This is a genomic window from Gilliamella apicola (assembly GCF_003202915.1).
In the GTDB taxonomy this organism is placed as follows: domain Bacteria; phylum Pseudomonadota; class Gammaproteobacteria; order Enterobacterales; family Orbaceae; genus Gilliamella; species Gilliamella apicola_Q.
On record NZ_QGLP01000003.1, the window covers coordinates 224,940 to 244,019 of the forward strand.

Here is a 19,080-nt window from a genome sequence, read left to right on the forward strand (position 1 = left end):
ATGTTAACTATAAATAATTTGGTGATTTCTAGACCGATAGGTAAATCTTTTTTTAGGGTTTGTTTACCAGAACTTTTGGTGAAAGCCGGGCAAGTGGTTGTTATTAAGGGTGATAGTGGTTGCGGTAAAAGTACTTTACTTGAAATGATAGGCTTGATTCTTAAGCCAGATGAAGTCACTCGTTATGATCTGATGGTTGATAATCAAACTTATGATATTGCTAATGTGATTAATCAAAACAATATCAACCAATTGGCCAATATTCGAGCGCAATATTTGGGATTTATGTTACAAACGGGTGGATTGTTGCCGTTTTTAAATATTAAGAATAATATTTTATTATCAGCTAAATTATTACAAAAAAATATCGATTCCCAACGATTTGATTATTTAGTCAATAAACTTAATATTGCTCATTTATTAAATAAATACCCAAAACAGCTCTCAATAGGGGAAAGACAACGAGCATCTTTCATACGCTCGATTATTCATAAACCTGCGTTACTGTTAGCCGACGAACCAACCTCTGCGCTTGATCCTTATAATGCTAATTTGTTATTTGATTTAATCATAGAACAAGCTCAACAAGATAATATTGCCGCGATGATTGTCACTCATGATTGGCAACGCATTGAAAGTAAAGGGTTGTTCACGTTATCGGCAAAATTAACTTCAACCCAGTCATCAGAATTTTTACCGTTATAGAGTAAGGTATAAGAGATGGATAAAGTAACAGCAAAATGGGGATTAATTACTCGATTATCATTGGCAGATTTATGCTATGACAAGAAAGTATCATTTTGTATAATCGCCGCGGTAATATCGGTTATTACCCCTTTGTTGCTATTGTTTAGTTTAAAGTATGGTGTTGTTGCTCAACTGCGTCATCAATTACTTAATGATCCACAAAATTTAGAAGTAAAAATTGTCGGTAATTTACAATTTGATCAACAAATGTTGGATTGGATTAAAAATCAGCCGGAAACCGCATTTGTTATTCCTCTTACTCGTTCCTTAAACACCCAAGCTGATATGCTTAAAGATTCAGGACATTTTGTTAATAATGCTGAAGTTATTCCCACTTCAAAAGGTGATCCTATAACCAAAGATATGTCATTAATAAACCAAAAAAATCAAGTTTTATTGAGTTCATTAGCAGCTGAAAAAATGCAAATAAAAACCGGTAGCCGCATCAAGATGGTTATCACTAGGCAATTAGATGGCAAGCTGGAAAAAGGGATAACAGAATTAGAGGTTATTGGCATTATTCCTGAAGTTTATTATAGTCGAGCTGCTGGTTTTATCAGTTTAGACCTTTTGATTGAAATGGAACATTTCTATGATGGTTATCAAAGTGAAACTTTTCCAACTGGAACAGGTTTAACTAATTCTACCTATCCGGATTCATTTGCTAGAGCTCGAATTTATGCTAAATCTCTGGATGATGTTGCCCCCTTAGCCTTAAAGTTACGAGAGAAAAATATTGAAACTCGCACACAAGCAATGGCGATTGAAAATATGCAAGCTATTGATAGAGTACTGAGTTTTATTTTCGGCGTGATTGCCATTACGGCAATTTTTGGTTGTATATTATCCTTTAGTGGTTCATTCTTATCTAATATTGAGCGGAAACGCAAAGATATTGCTTTTATGCGGCTTATTGGATTTAAGTCTAAGGAAGTGATGGTTTATTTGCTTACTCAAGCGATGGCATTAAGTTGTTTAGCTTTTCTCGTTTCATGCCTACTTTTTTTATTAGGTAATTGTGCATTTAATCTGGTTTTAGGTAAAAATTTAGTTTCACAACCAATTGTTAGTCAATTACAATTTTATCATTTTATTATCGCATTTATATTAACCTTATTTATATCATTTGTTGTTGTTGCGATAGGAGGACGAGGTGCTGTCAAAATTCAACCCGCAGAAAGCTTACGTGAAGCGTAATAGTCGATCTGCTCTCTGGCTAATTGTGCTTGGTTTAATTCCTGGTTTAAGTCATGCAGAACCATGGGATAGTAAATTTTATAATCCAAAACCGGCAAATGATGACGTAATTTTACCCATGCCATGCGAAGGCAGTTTGGTGATGAAAAAGGTCTTTACTCCAACACGTAAACCACTCGATGATGTTAAGATTGTTTTAGGTAGTAATAATAAAGAACTTGGTTTCGCCGAGTATGCCACCCCTAATTATATATCGGGCAGTTTTTCAGATGCTGGGAAAGAGAGATATTATCTGATTGGTAAATATGAAATTACTGTACTTCAATATCAAGCCGTTATGAATGATAAGTGTCCAACGGCTAAAGCAAATCTGGCTTTTCCAATCACTGATATTAGTTGGTTTGATGCTGTCGCTTTTACTGATAAATATAATCAATGGCTACTCAAGCAAACAAAAGTTAAATCAAATGATTTACCTAAAGGCTATGTTCGCTTACCGAATAATAATGAGTGGGAATATGCCGCCCGAGGTGGCTCGAAAGTTACCGAATCAGAATTTCGTGAATTAAGATTTCCTAAGAAAAATAATTTAGAAAATTATGCCTGGTTTTCTGGCGCAAAATCTGCAAATGGTAAATTACAGCTTATTGGACGATTAGAAGCAAATCCTCTCGATATTTATGATATTTTAGGAAACGCTAGTGAAATGATGTTTGATTCATTTAGGATGAATAAGCTTGATCGCTATCATGGTCAACAAGGCGGTATAATCGTTCGTGGTGGTAGCTATTTAACACCTGAATCATCAATGACAACAGCGTTTAGAACCGAAAAACCCTATTATGATGGGCAAAGTGTTTATAAAAGCAAAGATGTTGGTTTTCGCTTAGTTTATACCAGTGAAGTTATCCAGTCGAATGATCTGGTAAAACAGTTGGATAAAGAGTGGCAGGAGTTGGGTAATGAAGCGGGTGTGTCGAAAAACGATAATGTTGTTAGTGAACTTGAGAAAATCACCCAACAAATAGATGATGAAAAAACCAAGAAAGAATTGAACCAACTTAATGCGCTTTTACGCAGTGCTAATCAAGCCCGAGATGAGCAAAGAGATCGTTCCATCCAATCTGCTTTACAATTAGGTGCTTTTTTATGTGCTAATGTATCCGATTTGAACGGTAAATTTGAATACAATAACAATTTGTATCAAACCATGAGTCAAGAAATCTGTGATCCAGATGAATCGGATTCTTTAGATGATGAAAATATGTGTTCTAAAGCAAAACTCACTAATTTAAAAAATGTTCTCGATGAATCTAAATCGGCGCGTGATTTTATATTAAAATATTATTCGGATACGATTGTAAATACGGCAACAAATTATGAAAAGGAAACGATTAATCAGCAATCTAAACCTACGCTATTTATTTTAGAAAATAGTGGTAAAGCAAATATGAGTGATTATTTAAAACTCTATTTCAAACATATAAATCAATATATTGAATCAGGGAAGATAGAACGTAATCTTTGGCTTGAAACATGTAATGAAATAAAAGGAAAAAAATAATGAATAAAATTATAGTAACAATAACCCTATGTATCTCGATGATTTTAACTGGTTGTCAAAATTCTGGTGGCACAAGTTCTAAGGATGTCGATCCTACCTTAACTAAAAGTAATAGTGCCCAATTTTTTAGTAAATCAGCATGGCAATCTTGTGCAGTAGGTGCTGGAATAGGCGGTATTGGCTGTGTATTATTGGGTGGTAAAACCGGAACTTGTCTTGCTTCTGCCGCTGTCGGGTGTGGCGTATTGATGGGAGCAAATTACTATCTTGATACTAAACGTGCTGAATATGCCGATGCTGAAATGCGACTTGACGCTTACATTCAAGATGTTCAGCAAAATACCTATGAAGTTCAAGCGGTAACCGAAACCGCTAAAGCAGTATTAGATAAAAATTTAGCGACACTTAAGACTTTAAATAAACAGATTAAGTCGCAAACTATGAATCAAACGCAAGCTAAGAATGAGTTAACCCAAATTGATGCCAATATTGCTTATTTAAAAGATAAATTATCTCGTATGCAAAAAGTCGAAAAAGATTGGGTTTCAATTGCAGCTCAAGAAAAACAATCAGGTGTAAATGTTTCAAAACTTGATAAACAAATTAACCAATTACATAAACAAATTGCCGTGCTTGAAAAGCAAGTCAATCTTGTTTCTCAACAACGTTCAGCAGTGAAGGTAAGCTAATATGAAGAAGATATCCCTTATTTTATTACTCAGTCCACTGGTTTTATTAACCGGTTGTACAACAACACCAGAACAATGTGATCCCACCAATACCAATATTGGTATTATGGATAAAATTAGCTGTAACTATTCTGGGAATTATCAAGCGCGTATTGATAAAAAAGAACGGATATTAGAGGATGAAAAACGAGCTAATGCCCAGTTCCGAGAAATTTATGCAACCATTGAAAAACAGAAAAAATCAACGTCACTGAGTGTTAAACAGAAACAAGCACAGTTGCAAAAATTAAAAACTGAATTAACTCAGCTGACCAAAGAAGTCAAAGAAAAAGCAAAAAATCGTGATGATTTACAAGCTCAAGTTAAAGATATTGAACAGCAAATGAATAAAGTTAATAATTCAAATGCGTCTGACATGGAAAAACAAGTTGAGTTAGATAAGTTAAATAAAAAACTTCAACAGCTACAGAAAGCTTTGAATATTTAAAGATAATCTGATTGTTGAATTAAACAACAGATTTAGTTAAACATAGGGAAATACAGAAACAATGCAGCGAATAGCAAGAATTATATTTGATAATAGAGATTCAAATAAGCTCTCTTTATTAGAACAATATAATTCTTTGTTAGCATTGCTAAGAAAAAATTTAACAGAACGAACCTTTTCAATTTTAGGACAACCTAAGTTAATTGATAATAATCAATATATTGGTTGGCATAGTCACCTTGAAGGGCAACCTATTTTACTTAATAATATTGAAAACGAGGAGCATAAACAGCAGATAGAAAAAACCTTGCATACTCGCATTAATGATATTGAATTAGCGATTAAATCGATGTCTTTAACCAACGAGGAGCGGGCTTTAATCTCAAGTTGGTTACCAAGAATTAAAAGTTTAGGTAATAGCATTTATGTGATCAATGATGAACCTGTTATTGTAAATACTTTAGAAGAACCTATTTTACCTAAATCTCCTGTAACACCGCTACCCCCACAAAAATCATTCTGGCGATGGTGGTATTGGCTACTACTTGCATTGTTTATAATTGGATTGCTTGCTTTTCTTTGGTACTTCTTCTGCCCATACGGTAAAGAAAAAACGCCAGAACCAATAGTAGTTCAAAATGTTGAAGAGCCTCAAACTGTAGCAAATCCAATTGTTGAACCACCAAAAGAGCCAGAAATAAAGCCGATACCGCAAGAGGTTGAACCCGTTGTTGAACCTAAATCTGAACCTGCGCCGGCACCCGTTGAGGAAGTTAAAAATTGTATATCTAAAGAAAATGTCACCAATAATAAAGACGCGCCTAAAATGGTAATGATATTTGATAATTCAGCTTCAATGACGATAACATTAATGGAGTCACAGGCAAGTATTAATAGGTATTTAAATGCTAATTTTGATGCGATGAGTGAAGAAGAAGCGGATGCTTATGAAAGAAGGATGACACGTTTACCTAATCGTTTATCAAAGAGTAAAGAAGTGGCATTATCTAGCATTGATAAAATACAACAAAACATAGATATTTCACTTGTGACCTTAACCAGTTGTCCTGCAGCACAAACAACGCCATTTTACGGTTATCAAAATAGAAATAAACTAAAAAATAAAATTAAACGATTAAGTCCGTTGGAGTATAACAGTGCGACTCCATTATACAATGGGGTTAAACAGGCAAGTAAACTACTTGATGGCGTTAATCGAGATGATTATATTTTAATTATTAGTGATGGCGAGGATAATTGTACTCGTGCCAATATTTGTACTCTTGCTAATAAAATTGCTAAAGAAAAACCACGTCTAAAAATCAATATTGTTGATATTGCAGGTGAACATAAAATAGATTGCGTTGCCAAAAGTACAGGTGGAAATGTTTACATCGCTAAAAACCCAACACAGCTTATTAATCAAATGAATAGTGCAGTTTCTAATATGGATATTAGTAAGCCTATTTGTGAATAAAATATTATAGTAATTTTTTCAAACTACCGGTTTAGTAATAAGGAATAAGTTTAAAGATGCAAAGAATAACTCGCATTGCTTTTGATCATAATAACTTAAATAAGATACAGTTATTAGAACAGTATAGTTCTTTGCTTTCAATACTTAAACCCCACCTAACTGCACGGACTTATTCAATTTTTGCTGTGCCAAAGTTAATTGAAAACAACCAATACCTAGGTTGGTACACCAATCTTGAAGGGCAACCTGTCTTACTCAATGATATAAGCAATGCGTCTCATAAAGTTAAAATTGAACAAATTTTAACGACTCGGATTAATGATATTGAAACTACAGTAAAATTAATTCCTTTAACTGATGAACAAAAAACGGTAGTTTCTTCTTGGTTAACAAGGATCAAACATTCCGTGGATCATGTCTATGTGATTAATGATGAGCCAGTCATTGTCGATGCCTTTGAGCCGGTTATATTACCTCAAACTCCAGTTGCCCCAGCAATAGTGCCAAAACCTTTTTGGAAATGGTGGTATACCTTAATTTTAGCTCTACTTTTATTAGCCGTGTTAGGATTAGTATGGTACTTTTTTAATCCTTTTAAAGAGCCTAAAAAAGTAGAACCGCTAATTGTACCGGCTGTTACAAAGCAAGTGGAAGAGATACAACCTGTTGAAGAAAAAAAACCGGAACCGATTGTTGAGTTACTAAAAGAACCTGAACCAGTTGCTATGCCACAACCAGAGCTTGAAGTAACACCACAGCCTCAGGTTCCTGAACCTGAACCTCAACCTCAACCACCTGTGGTTACCCCTGAACCGAAACCAAAAGTAAAAAATCCAGTGAATTGTATTACTAAAGAAGAGTTAGTAAAAAATAGTAATCCATCTAAAATGGCCTTAATATTCGATAATTCATTATCGATGACGGTAACTTTAGCCGAATCTCCATTAGAAGTTGGGAAATATTTCAATTATTTAACTTATGGTTATCCAAGAAATATGTCTCAGCTAGAAAAAATTAATTATGACAAACGAATGACGCGCTTGCCAACTCGTTTATCAACTAGCAAAAAAGTTGCACTTTCAAGTATTGATAAAATACAGCAAAATATTAATATTTCATTAGTTGCGCTTAATAGTTGCCCAGCAGCCGATACAACCCCTTTTTATAGTTATTCAAATAGATCGGCATTGAAAAGTAAAATTAATCGATTAACGCCAAGTGGAGCTGGTGGTGGTGGAACACCGCTTTATAGCGGGTTACAAAAAGCCAGCCAGATGCTTGATGGGGTAAAACGTAATGATTACATTCTTATAATTAGTGATGGGGATGATAACTGTACTCGAGCGAATATTTGTACTCTTGCTAATCATATAGCAGCTAAACAACCTCGTTTAAAGATCAATATTGTAGATATTGCTGGAGAGCACAAAATAGATTGTATCGCTAATGTTACAGGAGGCAAAGTGTATATTGCTCAAAGCCCTAACGATATGATTAAACAAATGAATAAAGCTGTTGCTGATCTCAAGATTAATCGACCGGTTTGCCAATAACTAACTGTCACTTATGAAATCAAACTATAATCAGTAGTAGCTCAGTCTTAATCTGCCAAAAAAGCTGGGCAAAAAGTCATTCAGGCTAAAATAGTAGTCGGTATTCATGGCATCGATCTATTTAAACAGCCGTGTTAATAACCTTACGGTATTATGGCCTATGGTAGCGATATTTGTATCGTTTTTCTTATTAACATCTAACTGTAATCAATTTCTGATTTAAACTGATAATGTCCTGTTTTAGGTCAGGATGATTTTAGATTGCCGATAACCTTTACTTTGTTTTTGATTATTGGGATTTGGCGGTAAAAATAATTGATAAGTCTATACCGCCTCACGGCTATTTAAACTTAGTGTTTTTACAATTAAATATTTTATTAATAAAATAGCGGAAAAAACCAGACGTTGTGTCTGGTTTTTTTGTTTAATTTACTAGAAGTCTAAGTTGGCTGCTTTTAAGGCATTTTCTTCAATAAATAACCTACGAGGTTCAACTTCGTCACCCATTAATGTCGTAAACAATTGATCTGCTTCAATAGCATCTTTAATGGTAACTTGTAACATCCTTCGGCTGGTTGGATCCATGGTGGTTTCCCATAATTGTTCTGGGTTCATTTCACCTAAACCTTTATAACGTTGGATAGTTAATCCTCGGCGAGATTCACGAATTAACCAATCAACCGCATCCTCAAATGAATTAACTGGCTGTTTTCTCTCACCACGTTGTATAAATGCGCCTTCCTCAAGTAAATCTTTCAATTGTGAACCTAAATGGCAGATATTTCGATATTCATTACTATGAATAAATACTTGATCTAGTGTGTAATTGGTATCAACACCGTGCGTTCTTACTTTAATAACCGGTATGTATAACGCTGCTTTCTCGTTGTAATCGGCACTATAAAGATAGGTACTACCATGTTGTTCTTTATTAGATAATTTTTGAACAATTGATTTTGCCCAGTTTTCAGCTTTTTGTTGATCTTTTAAGATATTTTCATCCAATACATCTTGATAGACTAATTCAGATAATAACGCTTTTGGATAGCGTCGTTCCATTTTAGAAATTAATTTTTCGACTTTCTGATATTCAGCAATTAATTTTTCTAAAGCTTCACCAGCCAAAGCAGGAGCATGATCATTGACATGTAATGATGCATCTTCTAAAGCCAAAGCAATTTGGAACTGCGTCATGGCATCATCATCTTTGATATATTGCTCTTGTTTGCCTTTTTTAACCTTATAAAGCGGAGGTTGGGCAATATAGACATAACCTCGTTCAATGATCTCAGGCATTTGACGATAAAAGAAAGTTAACAATAACGTTCTAATATGCGAACCATCAACATCCGCATCGGTCATGATGATAATGCTATGATAACGCATTTTATCTGGATTATATTCATCACGACCAATACCACAACCTAGAGCTGTAATTAATGTCGCCACTTCTTGAGAGGAGAGCATTTTGTCAAAACGGGCTTTTTCAACATTTAGGATCTTACCTTTTAACGGTAAAATTGCTTGGTTTCTACGGTTACGCCCTTGTTTTGCCGAGCCACCCGCAGAGTCCCCTTCCACTAAGTAAAGTTCCGATAATGCCGGATCTTTTTCTTGGCAATCAGCAAGTTTACCCGGTAAACCACCTAGATCCAATGCACCTTTACGACGAGTCATTTCACGCGCTTTTCTCGCTGCTTCACGCGCTCTGGCTGCATCAATAATTTTACCCACCACAATTTTTGCATCAGATGGATTTTCTAATAAATATTCAGCTAATTTTTCCCCCATCACTGATTCAACTGCAGATTTAACTTCAGATGAAACCAATTTATCTTTGGTTTGTGAGGAAAATTTAGGGTCTGGTACTTTGACTGATACTACCGCAATTAAGCCTTCTCGTGCATCATCGCCCGTGGCACTGATTTTCGCTTTTTTACTATAGCCTTCGGTTTCCATGTAGTTATTTAATGTACGAGTCATCGCTCCACGGAAGCCTGCTAAGTGAGTTCCGCCATCACGTTGAGGAATATTATTGGTAAAACAGTAGATATTTTCTTGGTAACCGTCGTTCCATTGTAAAGCGACTTCGACGCCAATATTATCTTTCTCAGTACTAAAATAAAAAATCTTTGGATGGATTGGGTTTTTATTTTTATTTAAATATTCAACAAAAGCTTGAATACCACCTTCGTAGTGGTAGTGTTCACTTTTACCTGTACGTTCATCATTAAGTTTAATAGAAACACCAGAATTTAAGAATGATAGTTCGCGCAATCTTTTGGCTAAATGCTCATAGACAAATTCGATGTTAGAGAATGTTTCTGGGCTTGGCCAGAAACGCACATAAGTTCCAGATTCAGTTGTTTCACCAATGATTTTTAGTGGTTCTTCAGGTACGCCTAAATGATAAATTTGCTTATGAATTTTACCTTCACGATAGATAACTAATTCTAATTTATCTGATAATGCATTGACCACGGAAACACCAACGCCATGTAAACCACCAGACACTTTGTAAGAATTATCATCAAATTTACCACCAGCATGCAAAACGGTCATAATAACTTCGGCAGCAGAAATACCTTCTTCTTGGTGAATTCCAGTAGGTATACCGCGACCATCATCTCGTACCGAAACGGAATTATCAGGATGGATGGTAACTTCAATATGGTGACAATAACCTGCTAATGCTTCATCAATGGCATTATCTACCACTTCAAAAACCATATGGTGAAGTCCTGTTCCATCATCAGTATCACCAATATACATACCTGGACGTTTTCGGACAGCATCAAGCCCTTTAAGCACTTTAATGCTGGAAGAATCATAAGAGTTAGACATGGATTTCTCGACTTATTTGGTTATTTATAGCATTTTGTATATTTAAGAGATTATACCAGAATTTATGTGGAAAATCTTATCATTTTCATCGATCATATGGGTAATTTGCGCCTGATTAACTGCGGTAATAAAAACTTGAGAATTGGCTGATTTTAATCGTTTAGCTAATAAGTTTCGTTTATTTTGATCGAGCTCAGAAGCAAAGTCATCAATTAAATAAATACAGGATTGCCCCGTTTTTTCTGAAAAGTATTCACCTTGAGACAATCGTAATGCGCACATAACTAATTTTAACTGTCCTCGAGATAATAAATCTTCTACTGGAATATTATCTACTCGTAATTTTAGATCTGCTTTGTGGGGACCTAACGAGGTATAATTAATAAACTTATCTCTTTCAAATTGTCTATATAATATATCTGCATAAGGGGTACCATATTCCCAACCTTGATAATATTGGCAGTTTAGTTGATATTCAGGGAGAAAATCATGGCAAGTCTCTATAATTTGAGGAAATATATTTTGGCAATAATTGGCTCTAAGATCGCCGATCTTTTCGGCTATTGGAGCCAACTCTTTGTCCCAAGGTAATAATTGGTTATAGTTTGATGACAGTTTTAATAAGGCATTACGCTGTTTAAAAAGACGCTTTAAATTATTCCAAAGTGATACAAATTCAGGATAATGATGAAAACAGCCCCAATCTATAAAAGATCGACGATATTTTGGCCCACCAGTAAGTAAATCAAATCCTTCTGGCGTAATTAGTTGAATGGGTAATAACTTAGCTAAGTCTGTTAAGCGAAATCCTTCATCTCCATCAATTTTTATCGTATTCTCGTTATGGCGTGTTTTTGATAAACCAATTGTTCGCGTTTGTTGTGAAGATTCAATTTGGCTAAACAATACTAACTCTGGTTTTTCATGTTGTATAATTCGATTAGATTGTATATGTCTAAAAGCTCGACCATGGCCAAGCATATAAATTGCCTCAAGCAGGCTGGTTTTTCCACTACCATTATCGCCAACTATATAATTAAAGTGATTGGATAATGATAATTCAGCATAATCAATATTTCGAAAGTGATGAATTTTGATTTGAGAAAGTGTCATGTTGCTAAAGTTTCCGGCCTAAGCCGGAAGTTTTAAATGGTTAGTAATTATAAGCGCATAGGCATAACAACATAAGTTGCCGATTGATTGTTAATATCTTCAATTTGCACACTTGATGTGGCGTCGGTTAACAATAATTGAACACAATCACATTTTAAGGTGTTTAATATATCCAACAAATAAGTTACATTAAAACCAATTTCCAACTCTTGCGATTCATATTTTACATCAATCACTTCTTCAGCTTCTTCTTGCTCAGGGTTGTTAGCCGTAATCTTTATCTGATTGCTATGTACATATAATCTTATGCCTCGAAATTTTTCATTTGAAAGAATGGCAACTCGGGATAATGCATTTCTCAGTTCTTCACATGATACTTCCAGTGGTTTATCCGGATTTCGTGGCATTACACGTTTATAATCAGGAAATTTGCCATCAATGAGTTTTGAGGTAAAAGTGAAATCGCCAAGACTAACGCGTAAATTATTATTACCAATTTGCATGTTAACGAGTTCATCATTATCAGCCACAAGTTTTGCAAGCTCAATTACCCCTTTTCTTGGTAAAATCACTGAACAGGTTTCAGATATGTCTTGACCAACTGGTTGAGCACATACCGCTAATCGATGCCCATCGGTGGCAACTGTTTTTAATAAACCATCTTCAATCTCAAATAGCATACCGTTTAAATAATATCTTACATCCTGATTAGCCATTGAGAATTGCACTGCATCAATAAGTCGTTTGATGGTTTTTTGCGGTATAGAAAGTTCAACATCACTTTGCCAATTTTCTAAATTAGGAAAATCAGAAGCCGGTAATGTGGCTAATGAAAATTTACTTCGACCAGATTGAATAATTAATCGATTATCATCAACACTTATCGATATTTGCGCATCATTAGGAAGATTTCGACAGATATCAAGAAACTTTCTCGCAGGAACAGTCGTTGCACCCGCTTCACAAGGTTCGGTTAAAAGAATGTGAGATATCATTTCAATTTCTAGATCTGTACCCGTCATGGATAGCGTGTTTTCACTCACTTGTAGTAATAAATTACCTAAAATGGGTAAAGTAGGGCGACTACCTAATGGTGCACTAACCAGTTGCAATGGTTTGATAAGTTTTTCACGATCTATAATAAATTTCATAGTGTTAATTCTTTTTTAGGTTGATAATGTTCGAATTAAATTGGAATAATCCTCTTTAATATCATTGCTTTCTTCTTTTAACTCTGCGATCTTCCGGCATGCATGTAATACTGTTGTATGATCTCTTCCACCAAAACCATCACCAATTTCAGGAAGGCTTTTATTGGTTAGCTCTTTGGCTAACGCCATTGCAACTTGCCTTGGTCTTGCCACAGAGCGAGAACGACGTTTAGATAGTAAGTCAGAAACTTTAATTTTATAATATTCAGCAACCGTTTTTTGAATATTTTCAATAGTAATCAATTTTTCTTGTAAGGCAAGTAAATCTTTCAAGGCATCTTTGACAAAATCAATAGTGATAGATTTACCGGTAAAATTGGCATTGGCAATAACCCGATTAAGCGCACCTTCTAATTCCCGGACGTTTGATCGTAATCGTTTAGCGATGAAAAAAGCGACCTCTTCAGGTAGTTTTATTTTATTTCCTTCTGCTTTTTTCATTAAAATCGCAACGCGAGTCTCAAGCTCTGGTGGTTCAATAGCAATGGTTAATCCCCAGCCGAATCTAGATTTCAAACGATCTTCAACACCATCAATTTCTTTCGGATAACGATCAGAGGTTAAGATAATTTGTTGGTTACCTTCTAATAATGCGTTAAATGTATGAAAGAACTCTTCCTGTGAACGCTCTTTATTTGCAAAAAATTGAATATCATCAATAAGTAGAGCATCAACGGAGCGATAATAATTTTTAAATTCTTCAATAGCATTATTTTGTAAAGCTTTTACCATATCTTGAACGAAACGTTCGGAATGCATATAAACCACTTTAGCATTAGCTTTGCCAGCCATAATTTCATTGCCAACGGCATGTAATAAATGTGTTTTACCTAAACCAGTAGAACCATATAAAAATAGGGGATTATAAGCTTTACCTGGATTCTCGGCGACTTGTTTAGCTGCTGCCACCGCTAGTTGATTGGATTTACCCTCAACAAAACTATTAAATGTATGTTTATGATTAATACCTGAATAATAAGTGTGATTATTACTCTCTTTGGTTGTCTTCCAAGAAGGTACAATATCGGATTTAGATTGGTTAGTTTCAGATTTATTTTCTTCAGATAAAGTTGAACCGACTTCCAAAGATAACTTTAATGAATCATTATCTAACAGTTTATTCAACAATTGAGAAATAGTAGTTAGATATTTATTTTTAACCCAATCTAATACGAATCTGTTTGGCGCATAAATATAGAGTTTGTTCTCAATCATCTCCACTTGCAACGGTCTAATCCATAAATTGAATTCCGTTGTCGGAAGTACTTCTTGTAATTGAGAAATACAATCTTGCCAAATAGCGTTAGGCACGGTTACTCCTTTAATTGGGATACTAACAATATTAAAATAATTATAATCTTTTTTGTGGATAATTTATAGAGTCTAAGTAAGCTATTAATCAATTACTAACATAATTAATAAATGAAAAAACCCAGCCGAAGCTGGGTTTAAAGGCATAATTAATAACAAAAATTAATTTGTTTGATCAATTACTTGAACTTCTTGTACATTACGTGCTTTAACTTCAATTTCAACACGACGGTCTGGTGCTAAGCATTCTTTTAATTCACCATCACGTAGTGCATTACATTTATCACCAGTAACTGGTTGAGCTTTACCCATACCGCGCGCACTGATGATACCTGCTGGTACACCTTTTTGAACTAAGTAATTCACTACTGTGTGAGCACGACGTTCTGATAGTTTTTGGTTAAAGCTATCTGAACCAAGACGGTCAGTATGACCAATTACGATAATCGCACTTTGAGTCGGGTTAATTTTAATAAGAGTTGTTAATAAGTTATCAAGCGCTTGACGACCTTCTGCTTTTAAATCCGCTTTTGAATAAGAGAATAGTATATCTTCATTTAAAATATAGCGGTTTACTTCAGATTTGATTTCAACTGGTACAGCAACAGATGGTGAATTTAGACGGTAAGTTACACCTAAGGTTACAGCTCCTGCATTTGGAGATGCGTTAGTTTGAGTATGAATATGTTGAACATATTGATATTCTAAACGAGTTGAGAAATCTTCGTTGAGACGATAATCAAGACCTAGCGCGAAAACTGGTGATACATCAGTTTTTGTACCGTGATCAAGTCTGTGATTCGTTTTAACATAACCACTATTTTTCCATTTAGAAATAGTAATCATACCACCAGCACGACCATAAATATCTAAATCATCAGAAATGAATGATAATGGATAGCTCAATTTACCGGTTAAAGAGACACCTTGCGCTGAAACTTTGCTATTACCGCCAATACCAGAAGTATCAGTAAGATTATTTCTTTTATATTTTGCTGAACCTAACCAGTCGTAACCTAATTCAAAAGCTAAGTAAGGATTAGCTTGGAAACCTAAGAAAGCACCGCCAGCAACATTACTTCTATTTGAAGTTTTAATTCCAGCTTCATCTTTATCATAACCGCGAACTTTATTTGCATCTAAACGATAAAGTTCTGACCAACCTAATTTACCACCTATATAAAAAGTATTATCTTCATATGCTGCATTAGCGGCAGTAGCACTTAGACTTGCAACTGCGATTGCTAGAGCTAGAGTTGTTTTTTTCATTTTTTTGCCTCAACTTGTTTGTTGTGATAGACGTTGTTTAATTTGCTTTTATTGTTAAATTTTACTTTTTAAAAAGTGTTAATTTTATTTATAAATAATTATGCTTCACATAATCTACCATAAATTATAGCACAAATATTATTCGAAGCTAGGTGTAATGGTATTTTTTTGTAAAAATAAACAGCGCTATTTAGGTTAAATAATTTTATTAATAGTAATATATAAATCATTTATTGAATTTGATAATGTATTAGCCATAATATAGAAATCAGCTTCAAGACGTTTATCAAATTCATCGGATCCAATATCTTCATTTTCGTCCAAAATAACCGAATCAAATTTAATTCTTTTCAACGTTAAATCGGGATGGATAATAAAATTGATGCCATGTTCGTCAATGATTTTAAGTTTGGTGACCCATTTACCCGAATCCAAATGAACTAACATTTCATCACTGGTGATATCTTGATTTTTGCAACTGATAATTCCATTACCCTCAAGTGGATCTTTTAATTCCACTTCATCACCTAGTATAAAAGGAGGAAAACTTAGTTTTTCTTTAACCCAAGTTGTCATAATCTTCTCAAGTGGTTTCTCAATAGATAACGGAGTTAATGCTAGTGCACCAAGTTCTTTGCGTAAGATAGCTAAAATATCTTCAGCAAGTTTAAAACTACTACAATCAATAATTATCCGTTTGTTTTGCGTGTCGATCCATAACCAATAGTAGTTATATTTGCTAAATGCTCTAGGCATTAAATCGATCATTACTTCATCTTTTAATGTTGCTTTTTCATTTTTACTTAATTTACGGCTTAATGCTTTTTCTTGTTTGTCAATTTTATCATTTAGAGCTTGCTTAATAACTGGTGCTGGTAAAATCTTAGTCTCTTTTTTGATGCGTAATAATAAATGCCCTTGCATATCAATAATGAAATCATTCTGATTATTATCACTGTAAGGCGATACCCAGCCCATTTTAGTGGAATCTAAATTACCACAAGGAGAAAATGAAGCAGATTTAACCGCGTTTTCTATCGTCTGTTTATCAAGTAAATTGTCGTTATTAAGTTGATAAATAATTGCATTTTTAAACCAAAGCATAGTGTAATTTTTCCAAAAAATAGTTTATGAAAATTAATTAATCATGACTGATTTCAATAAAATTTTCGTAGCAAATAAAGTATTGTTGTTTTATTAATAAAGTTTAATAAAAAATTTAGAATTTATAAGATACACCCATATAGATTGAAGTGATGGTAGTATCATCAACCATAGGGCTATCAGCGGCATCACCAGTCAATTTATCAATATGAACGCCACCAAAAGTAGCGATGTTATCTGTTACAAAGTATTGCGCATTAATTTCAAAGTAAGGTGTAAAAGAACTTTCGGCATTAAAGTAATGTAAACCTGAACGTGAAGACTCTTTATGCGAAATACCATAATAATAGTCATTATGTTTACTATTAGCCCAGTTTATCCCAATAGTAGGTGCGACAATAAAGTTTCCTTGTATATAAGGCACAGTATAGCCGGTATTTACTAGGATTCCGTTACTTTTATCAAGCACATCAGCGCCAATACTGCCTGAAAAAATTCCCCAATTAGTATTGATTGCATAATCAATTTCGGCTAACACGGTAGAATGACGACTATCAAGTTGTTTTAACTTATGGTTGTCTGAATCATGAGGTTTAAATTCATTAGCAAGATAGCGAGCACCAAAAGATAAACTTTGACTATCATCATTAATCGCGTAAATACCAGCTGATAGGTCATCAATAAAAAATGAACCATTGTCATAATCAATATGAGGAACTGGATAGTAACTTGAACTGTAACTTTTGTATGGTGAATTAGACCAACCTAAACCGATACCTAATGATGTAGGATCTGCCGATGCAATTTGCGTATACCCTAATGGAAATATTGATAAAACCGAAATTATGCACCTTAAATTTTTCATTTTGATACCCATTTATAGCGATACGATTTAAGACAATCATTGTAGTAATTCTGTCACACTGCGCTTATCGTCACAAAATCTATACATTAATTGTACATTGTTACAATCTGTTTTCTTGGATAATAATGCCACATTTTGTCATATTTGAATATGGATTAGTGAGATAAATTATGAGTAAACCAACTTTAGAAATGATTAATAGTCGTCCTGACGATGCAACATTATTAGCAGATGAAGCAAAATATTGCTCATTTGGTGATACCGTGCATTACGTTGAACCACCAAAGATTTTTGATGGCTGTGAAGGTAGTTACATGTATGACAAAGAAGGTAAAGCCTTCCTTGATTTACAAATGTGGTACTCTGCTTGTAACTTCGGTTATGCTAATGAGCGTCTAAATAATGTACTGAAAAAGCAGATAGATACGTTACCTCAGTGTGCTAGCCAGTATTTACATCCAACTAAAATTGAATTAGCAAAAACCATAGCTCAAGGTATGGAACAGCGATTCGGTTACCAAGGACGTGTTCATTTTAATGTTGGTGGTTCTCAATGTATTGAAGACTCATTAAAAGTGGTGCGTAATGCTACCGGTGGTAAATCACTAATGTTTGCCTTCCAAGGTGGTTACCATGGTCGTACTTTGGGGGCATCTTCAATTACCTCAAGTTATCGTTATCGTCGCCGTTATGGTCACTTTGGTGATCGCGCAATGTTTGTTCCATTCCCATATCCGTTCCGTCGTCCTAAAGGAATGACCGCCGAAGAGTATGGTGAACACTTAGTTGCTGAGTTTGCACGTTTATTTGAAACTGAATATCACGGTGTTTGGGATCCAAAAGTCGGCCAAGCTGAATATGCAGCATTTTATGCAGAACCATTACAAGCAACTGGTGGTTATATTGTCCCTCCTCGTAACTACTTTAAAGGTCTGAAAAAAGTTTTAGATCAATACGGTATTTTATTAGTTGTTGATGAGATCCAAATGGGCTTTTATCGTACAGGTAAGTTATGGTCAATTGAACATTTTGATGTTAAACCTGATGTGGTGGTATTTGCCAAAGCATTAACAAATGGTTTAAATCCATTAGGTGGCTTATGGGCTCGTGAAGAGTTAATCAATCCAGAAGTATTCCCTGTTGGTTCTACCCACTCAACGTTTGCGTCAAATCCTTTAGGCACTGCAGTTGGTCTAGAAGTATTAAAAATGACTTCAGAAACCGACTACGAAAAAATGGTAATGGATAGTGGTGCATATTTCCTTGAAGGATTAAAAACACTTGAGAAGAAACACAAAGAAATTGGTGAAGTTGATGGCCTAGGTTTAGCACTTCGTGCTGAAATTTGTACTGAAGACGGATTTACCGCTAACAAAGCATTAGTTGATAAAATGGTTGATATCGGTATGTCAGGTGATCTTGACTGGAAAGGTAATAAAATGGGCTTGGTGCTTGATATTGGTGGTTATTACAAAAATGTTATCACTTTTGCTCCTTCATTACATATTACTCGTCAAGAAATTGATCAAGGTATTGAATTACTTGATCAACTAATCACTCGAGCTAAAAAAGAACTTTAAGTCCTAAATTAAAATAATCCCTTTAATAGCAATTAACGGGATTATAGCTATACCCGATCAATTATAAAA

At 34.5% G+C, this 19,080-nt stretch carries 15 protein-coding genes; 8 read left to right on the top strand and 7 right to left on the bottom strand.

The features are described from left to right. From DKK79_RS01230 to DKK79_RS01260, 7 genes are all read left to right on the top strand, one after another. Positions 1 to 705 (top strand): ABC transporter ATP-binding protein, encoded by a 705-nt coding sequence (locus DKK79_RS01230; RefSeq protein WP_110422501.1) that lies wholly within the window; start codon positions 1 to 3, stop codon positions 703 to 705. 15 nt (positions 706 to 720) lie between these two features. Beyond that, complete coding sequence (locus tag DKK79_RS01235; RefSeq protein WP_110422502.1) at positions 721 to 1,944, top strand: ABC transporter permease; 1,224 nt, start codon at positions 721 to 723, stop codon at positions 1,942 to 1,944. Next, on the top strand, positions 1,901 to 3,508 hold the full coding sequence (locus DKK79_RS01240) for an SUMF1/EgtB/PvdO family nonheme iron enzyme (protein ID WP_220018966.1): 1,608 nt from the start codon (positions 1,901 to 1,903) through the stop codon (positions 3,506 to 3,508). Before DKK79_RS01235 ends, DKK79_RS01240 begins: the two co-directional genes overlap by 44 nt. After that, complete coding sequence (locus tag DKK79_RS01245; RefSeq protein WP_110422503.1) at positions 3,508 to 4,197, top strand: hypothetical protein; 690 nt, start codon at positions 3,508 to 3,510, stop codon at positions 4,195 to 4,197. Before DKK79_RS01240 ends, DKK79_RS01245 begins: the two co-directional genes overlap by 1 nt. A 1-nt stretch (position 4,198) precedes the next feature. Continuing rightward, a complete protein-coding gene (locus DKK79_RS01250) occupies positions 4,199 to 4,684 on the top strand; it encodes a hypothetical protein (RefSeq protein ID WP_110422504.1) in 486 nt (161 codons plus the stop codon). 61 nt (positions 4,685 to 4,745) lie between these two features. Beyond that, on the top strand, positions 4,746 to 6,161 hold the full coding sequence (locus tag DKK79_RS01255; protein ID WP_110422505.1) for a VWA domain-containing protein: 1,416 nt from the start codon (positions 4,746 to 4,748) through the stop codon (positions 6,159 to 6,161). Between the two features lie 56 nt (positions 6,162 to 6,217). Continuing rightward, positions 6,218 to 7,714, top strand: a complete 1,497-nt coding sequence (locus DKK79_RS01260; RefSeq protein WP_110422506.1) for a VWA domain-containing protein — start codon at positions 6,218 to 6,220, stop codon at positions 7,712 to 7,714. 432 nt (positions 7,715 to 8,146) lie between these two features. Here the strand turns inward: DKK79_RS01260 and gyrB are convergent, their stop codons facing one another. The 7 genes from gyrB to DKK79_RS01295 form a co-directional block, all read right to left on the bottom strand. Then, a complete protein-coding gene (gene gyrB, locus DKK79_RS01265; RefSeq protein ID WP_110422507.1) occupies positions 8,147 to 10,558 on the bottom strand; it encodes a DNA topoisomerase (ATP-hydrolyzing) subunit B in 2,412 nt (803 codons plus the stop codon). A 42-nt stretch (positions 10,559 to 10,600) separates the two neighbouring features. Further along, positions 10,601 to 11,671, bottom strand: a complete 1,071-nt coding sequence (gene recF / locus DKK79_RS01270; protein WP_110422508.1) for a DNA replication/repair protein RecF — start codon at positions 11,669 to 11,671, stop codon at positions 10,601 to 10,603. 47 nt (positions 11,672 to 11,718) lie between these two features. Then, positions 11,719 to 12,822 (bottom strand): DNA polymerase III subunit beta, encoded by a 1,104-nt coding sequence (gene dnaN, locus DKK79_RS01275; RefSeq protein ID WP_110422509.1) that lies wholly within the window; start codon positions 12,820 to 12,822, stop codon positions 11,719 to 11,721. 15 nt (positions 12,823 to 12,837) lie between these two features. After that, on the bottom strand, positions 12,838 to 14,193 hold the full coding sequence (gene dnaA / locus DKK79_RS01280) for a chromosomal replication initiator protein DnaA (protein ID WP_110422510.1): 1,356 nt from the start codon (positions 14,191 to 14,193) through the stop codon (positions 12,838 to 12,840). A 162-nt stretch (positions 14,194 to 14,355) separates the two neighbouring features. After that, positions 14,356 to 15,462, bottom strand: a complete 1,107-nt coding sequence (gene ompA / locus DKK79_RS01285) for a porin OmpA (protein ID WP_110422511.1) — start codon at positions 15,460 to 15,462, stop codon at positions 14,356 to 14,358. A gap of 195 nt (positions 15,463 to 15,657) precedes the next feature. Continuing rightward, positions 15,658 to 16,566, bottom strand: coding sequence for a recombination-associated protein RdgC (locus tag DKK79_RS01290; protein WP_110422512.1), 909 nt, complete (start codon positions 16,564 to 16,566; stop codon positions 15,658 to 15,660). 115 nt (positions 16,567 to 16,681) lie between these two features. After that, entirely contained in the window at positions 16,682 to 17,431 is a 750-nt protein-coding gene (locus DKK79_RS01295; RefSeq protein ID WP_181415210.1) for a MipA/OmpV family protein, read from the bottom strand. A gap of 170 nt (positions 17,432 to 17,601) precedes the next feature. On the opposite strand from DKK79_RS01295, the gene DKK79_RS01300 reads away from it, so the two are divergent. Then, positions 17,602 to 19,011 carry an aspartate aminotransferase family protein gene (locus tag DKK79_RS01300; RefSeq protein WP_110422514.1) on the top strand — a complete coding sequence of 470 codons (1,410 nt, stop codon included), beginning with the start codon at positions 17,602 to 17,604 and terminating at the stop codon, positions 19,009 to 19,011. The last annotated feature ends 69 nt before the right edge of the window (positions 19,012 to 19,080 follow it).

Excerpts from the sequence above, each read along its gene's own strand:
- DKK79_RS01255 (WP_110422505.1), top strand. The coding sequence starts at position 4,746 with ATGCAGCGAATAGCAAGAATTATATTTGATAATAGAGATTCAAATAAG.
- DKK79_RS01235 (WP_110422502.1), top strand. The coding sequence starts at position 721 with ATGGATAAAGTAACAGCAAAATGGGGATTAATTACTCGATTATCATTG.
- DKK79_RS01260 (WP_110422506.1), top strand. The coding sequence starts at position 6,218 with ATGCAAAGAATAACTCGCATTGCTTTTGATCATAATAACTTAAATAAG.
- ompA (WP_110422511.1), bottom strand. The coding sequence starts at position 15,462 with ATGAAAAAAACAACTCTAGCTCTAGCAATCGCAGTTGCAAGTCTAAGT.
- DKK79_RS01300 (WP_110422514.1), top strand. The coding sequence starts at position 17,602 with ATGAGTAAACCAACTTTAGAAATGATTAATAGTCGTCCTGACGATGCA.
- gyrB (WP_110422507.1), bottom strand. The coding sequence starts at position 10,558 with ATGTCTAACTCTTATGATTCTTCCAGCATTAAAGTGCTTAAAGGGCTT.
- recF (WP_110422508.1), bottom strand. The coding sequence starts at position 11,671 with ATGACACTTTCTCAAATCAAAATTCATCACTTTCGAAATATTGATTAT.
- DKK79_RS01250 (WP_110422504.1), top strand. The coding sequence starts at position 4,199 with ATGAAGAAGATATCCCTTATTTTATTACTCAGTCCACTGGTTTTATTA.
- DKK79_RS01245 (WP_110422503.1), top strand. The coding sequence starts at position 3,508 with ATGAATAAAATTATAGTAACAATAACCCTATGTATCTCGATGATTTTA.
- dnaN (WP_110422509.1), bottom strand. The coding sequence starts at position 12,822 with ATGAAATTTATTATAGATCGTGAAAAACTTATCAAACCATTGCAACTG.
- DKK79_RS01230 (WP_110422501.1), top strand. The coding sequence starts at position 1 with ATGTTAACTATAAATAATTTGGTGATTTCTAGACCGATAGGTAAATCT.
- DKK79_RS01290 (WP_110422512.1), bottom strand. The coding sequence starts at position 16,566 with ATGCTTTGGTTTAAAAATGCAATTATTTATCAACTTAATAACGACAAT.
- DKK79_RS01295 (WP_181415210.1), bottom strand. The coding sequence starts at position 17,431 with ATGAAAAATTTAAGGTGCATAATTTCGGTTTTATCAATATTTCCATTA.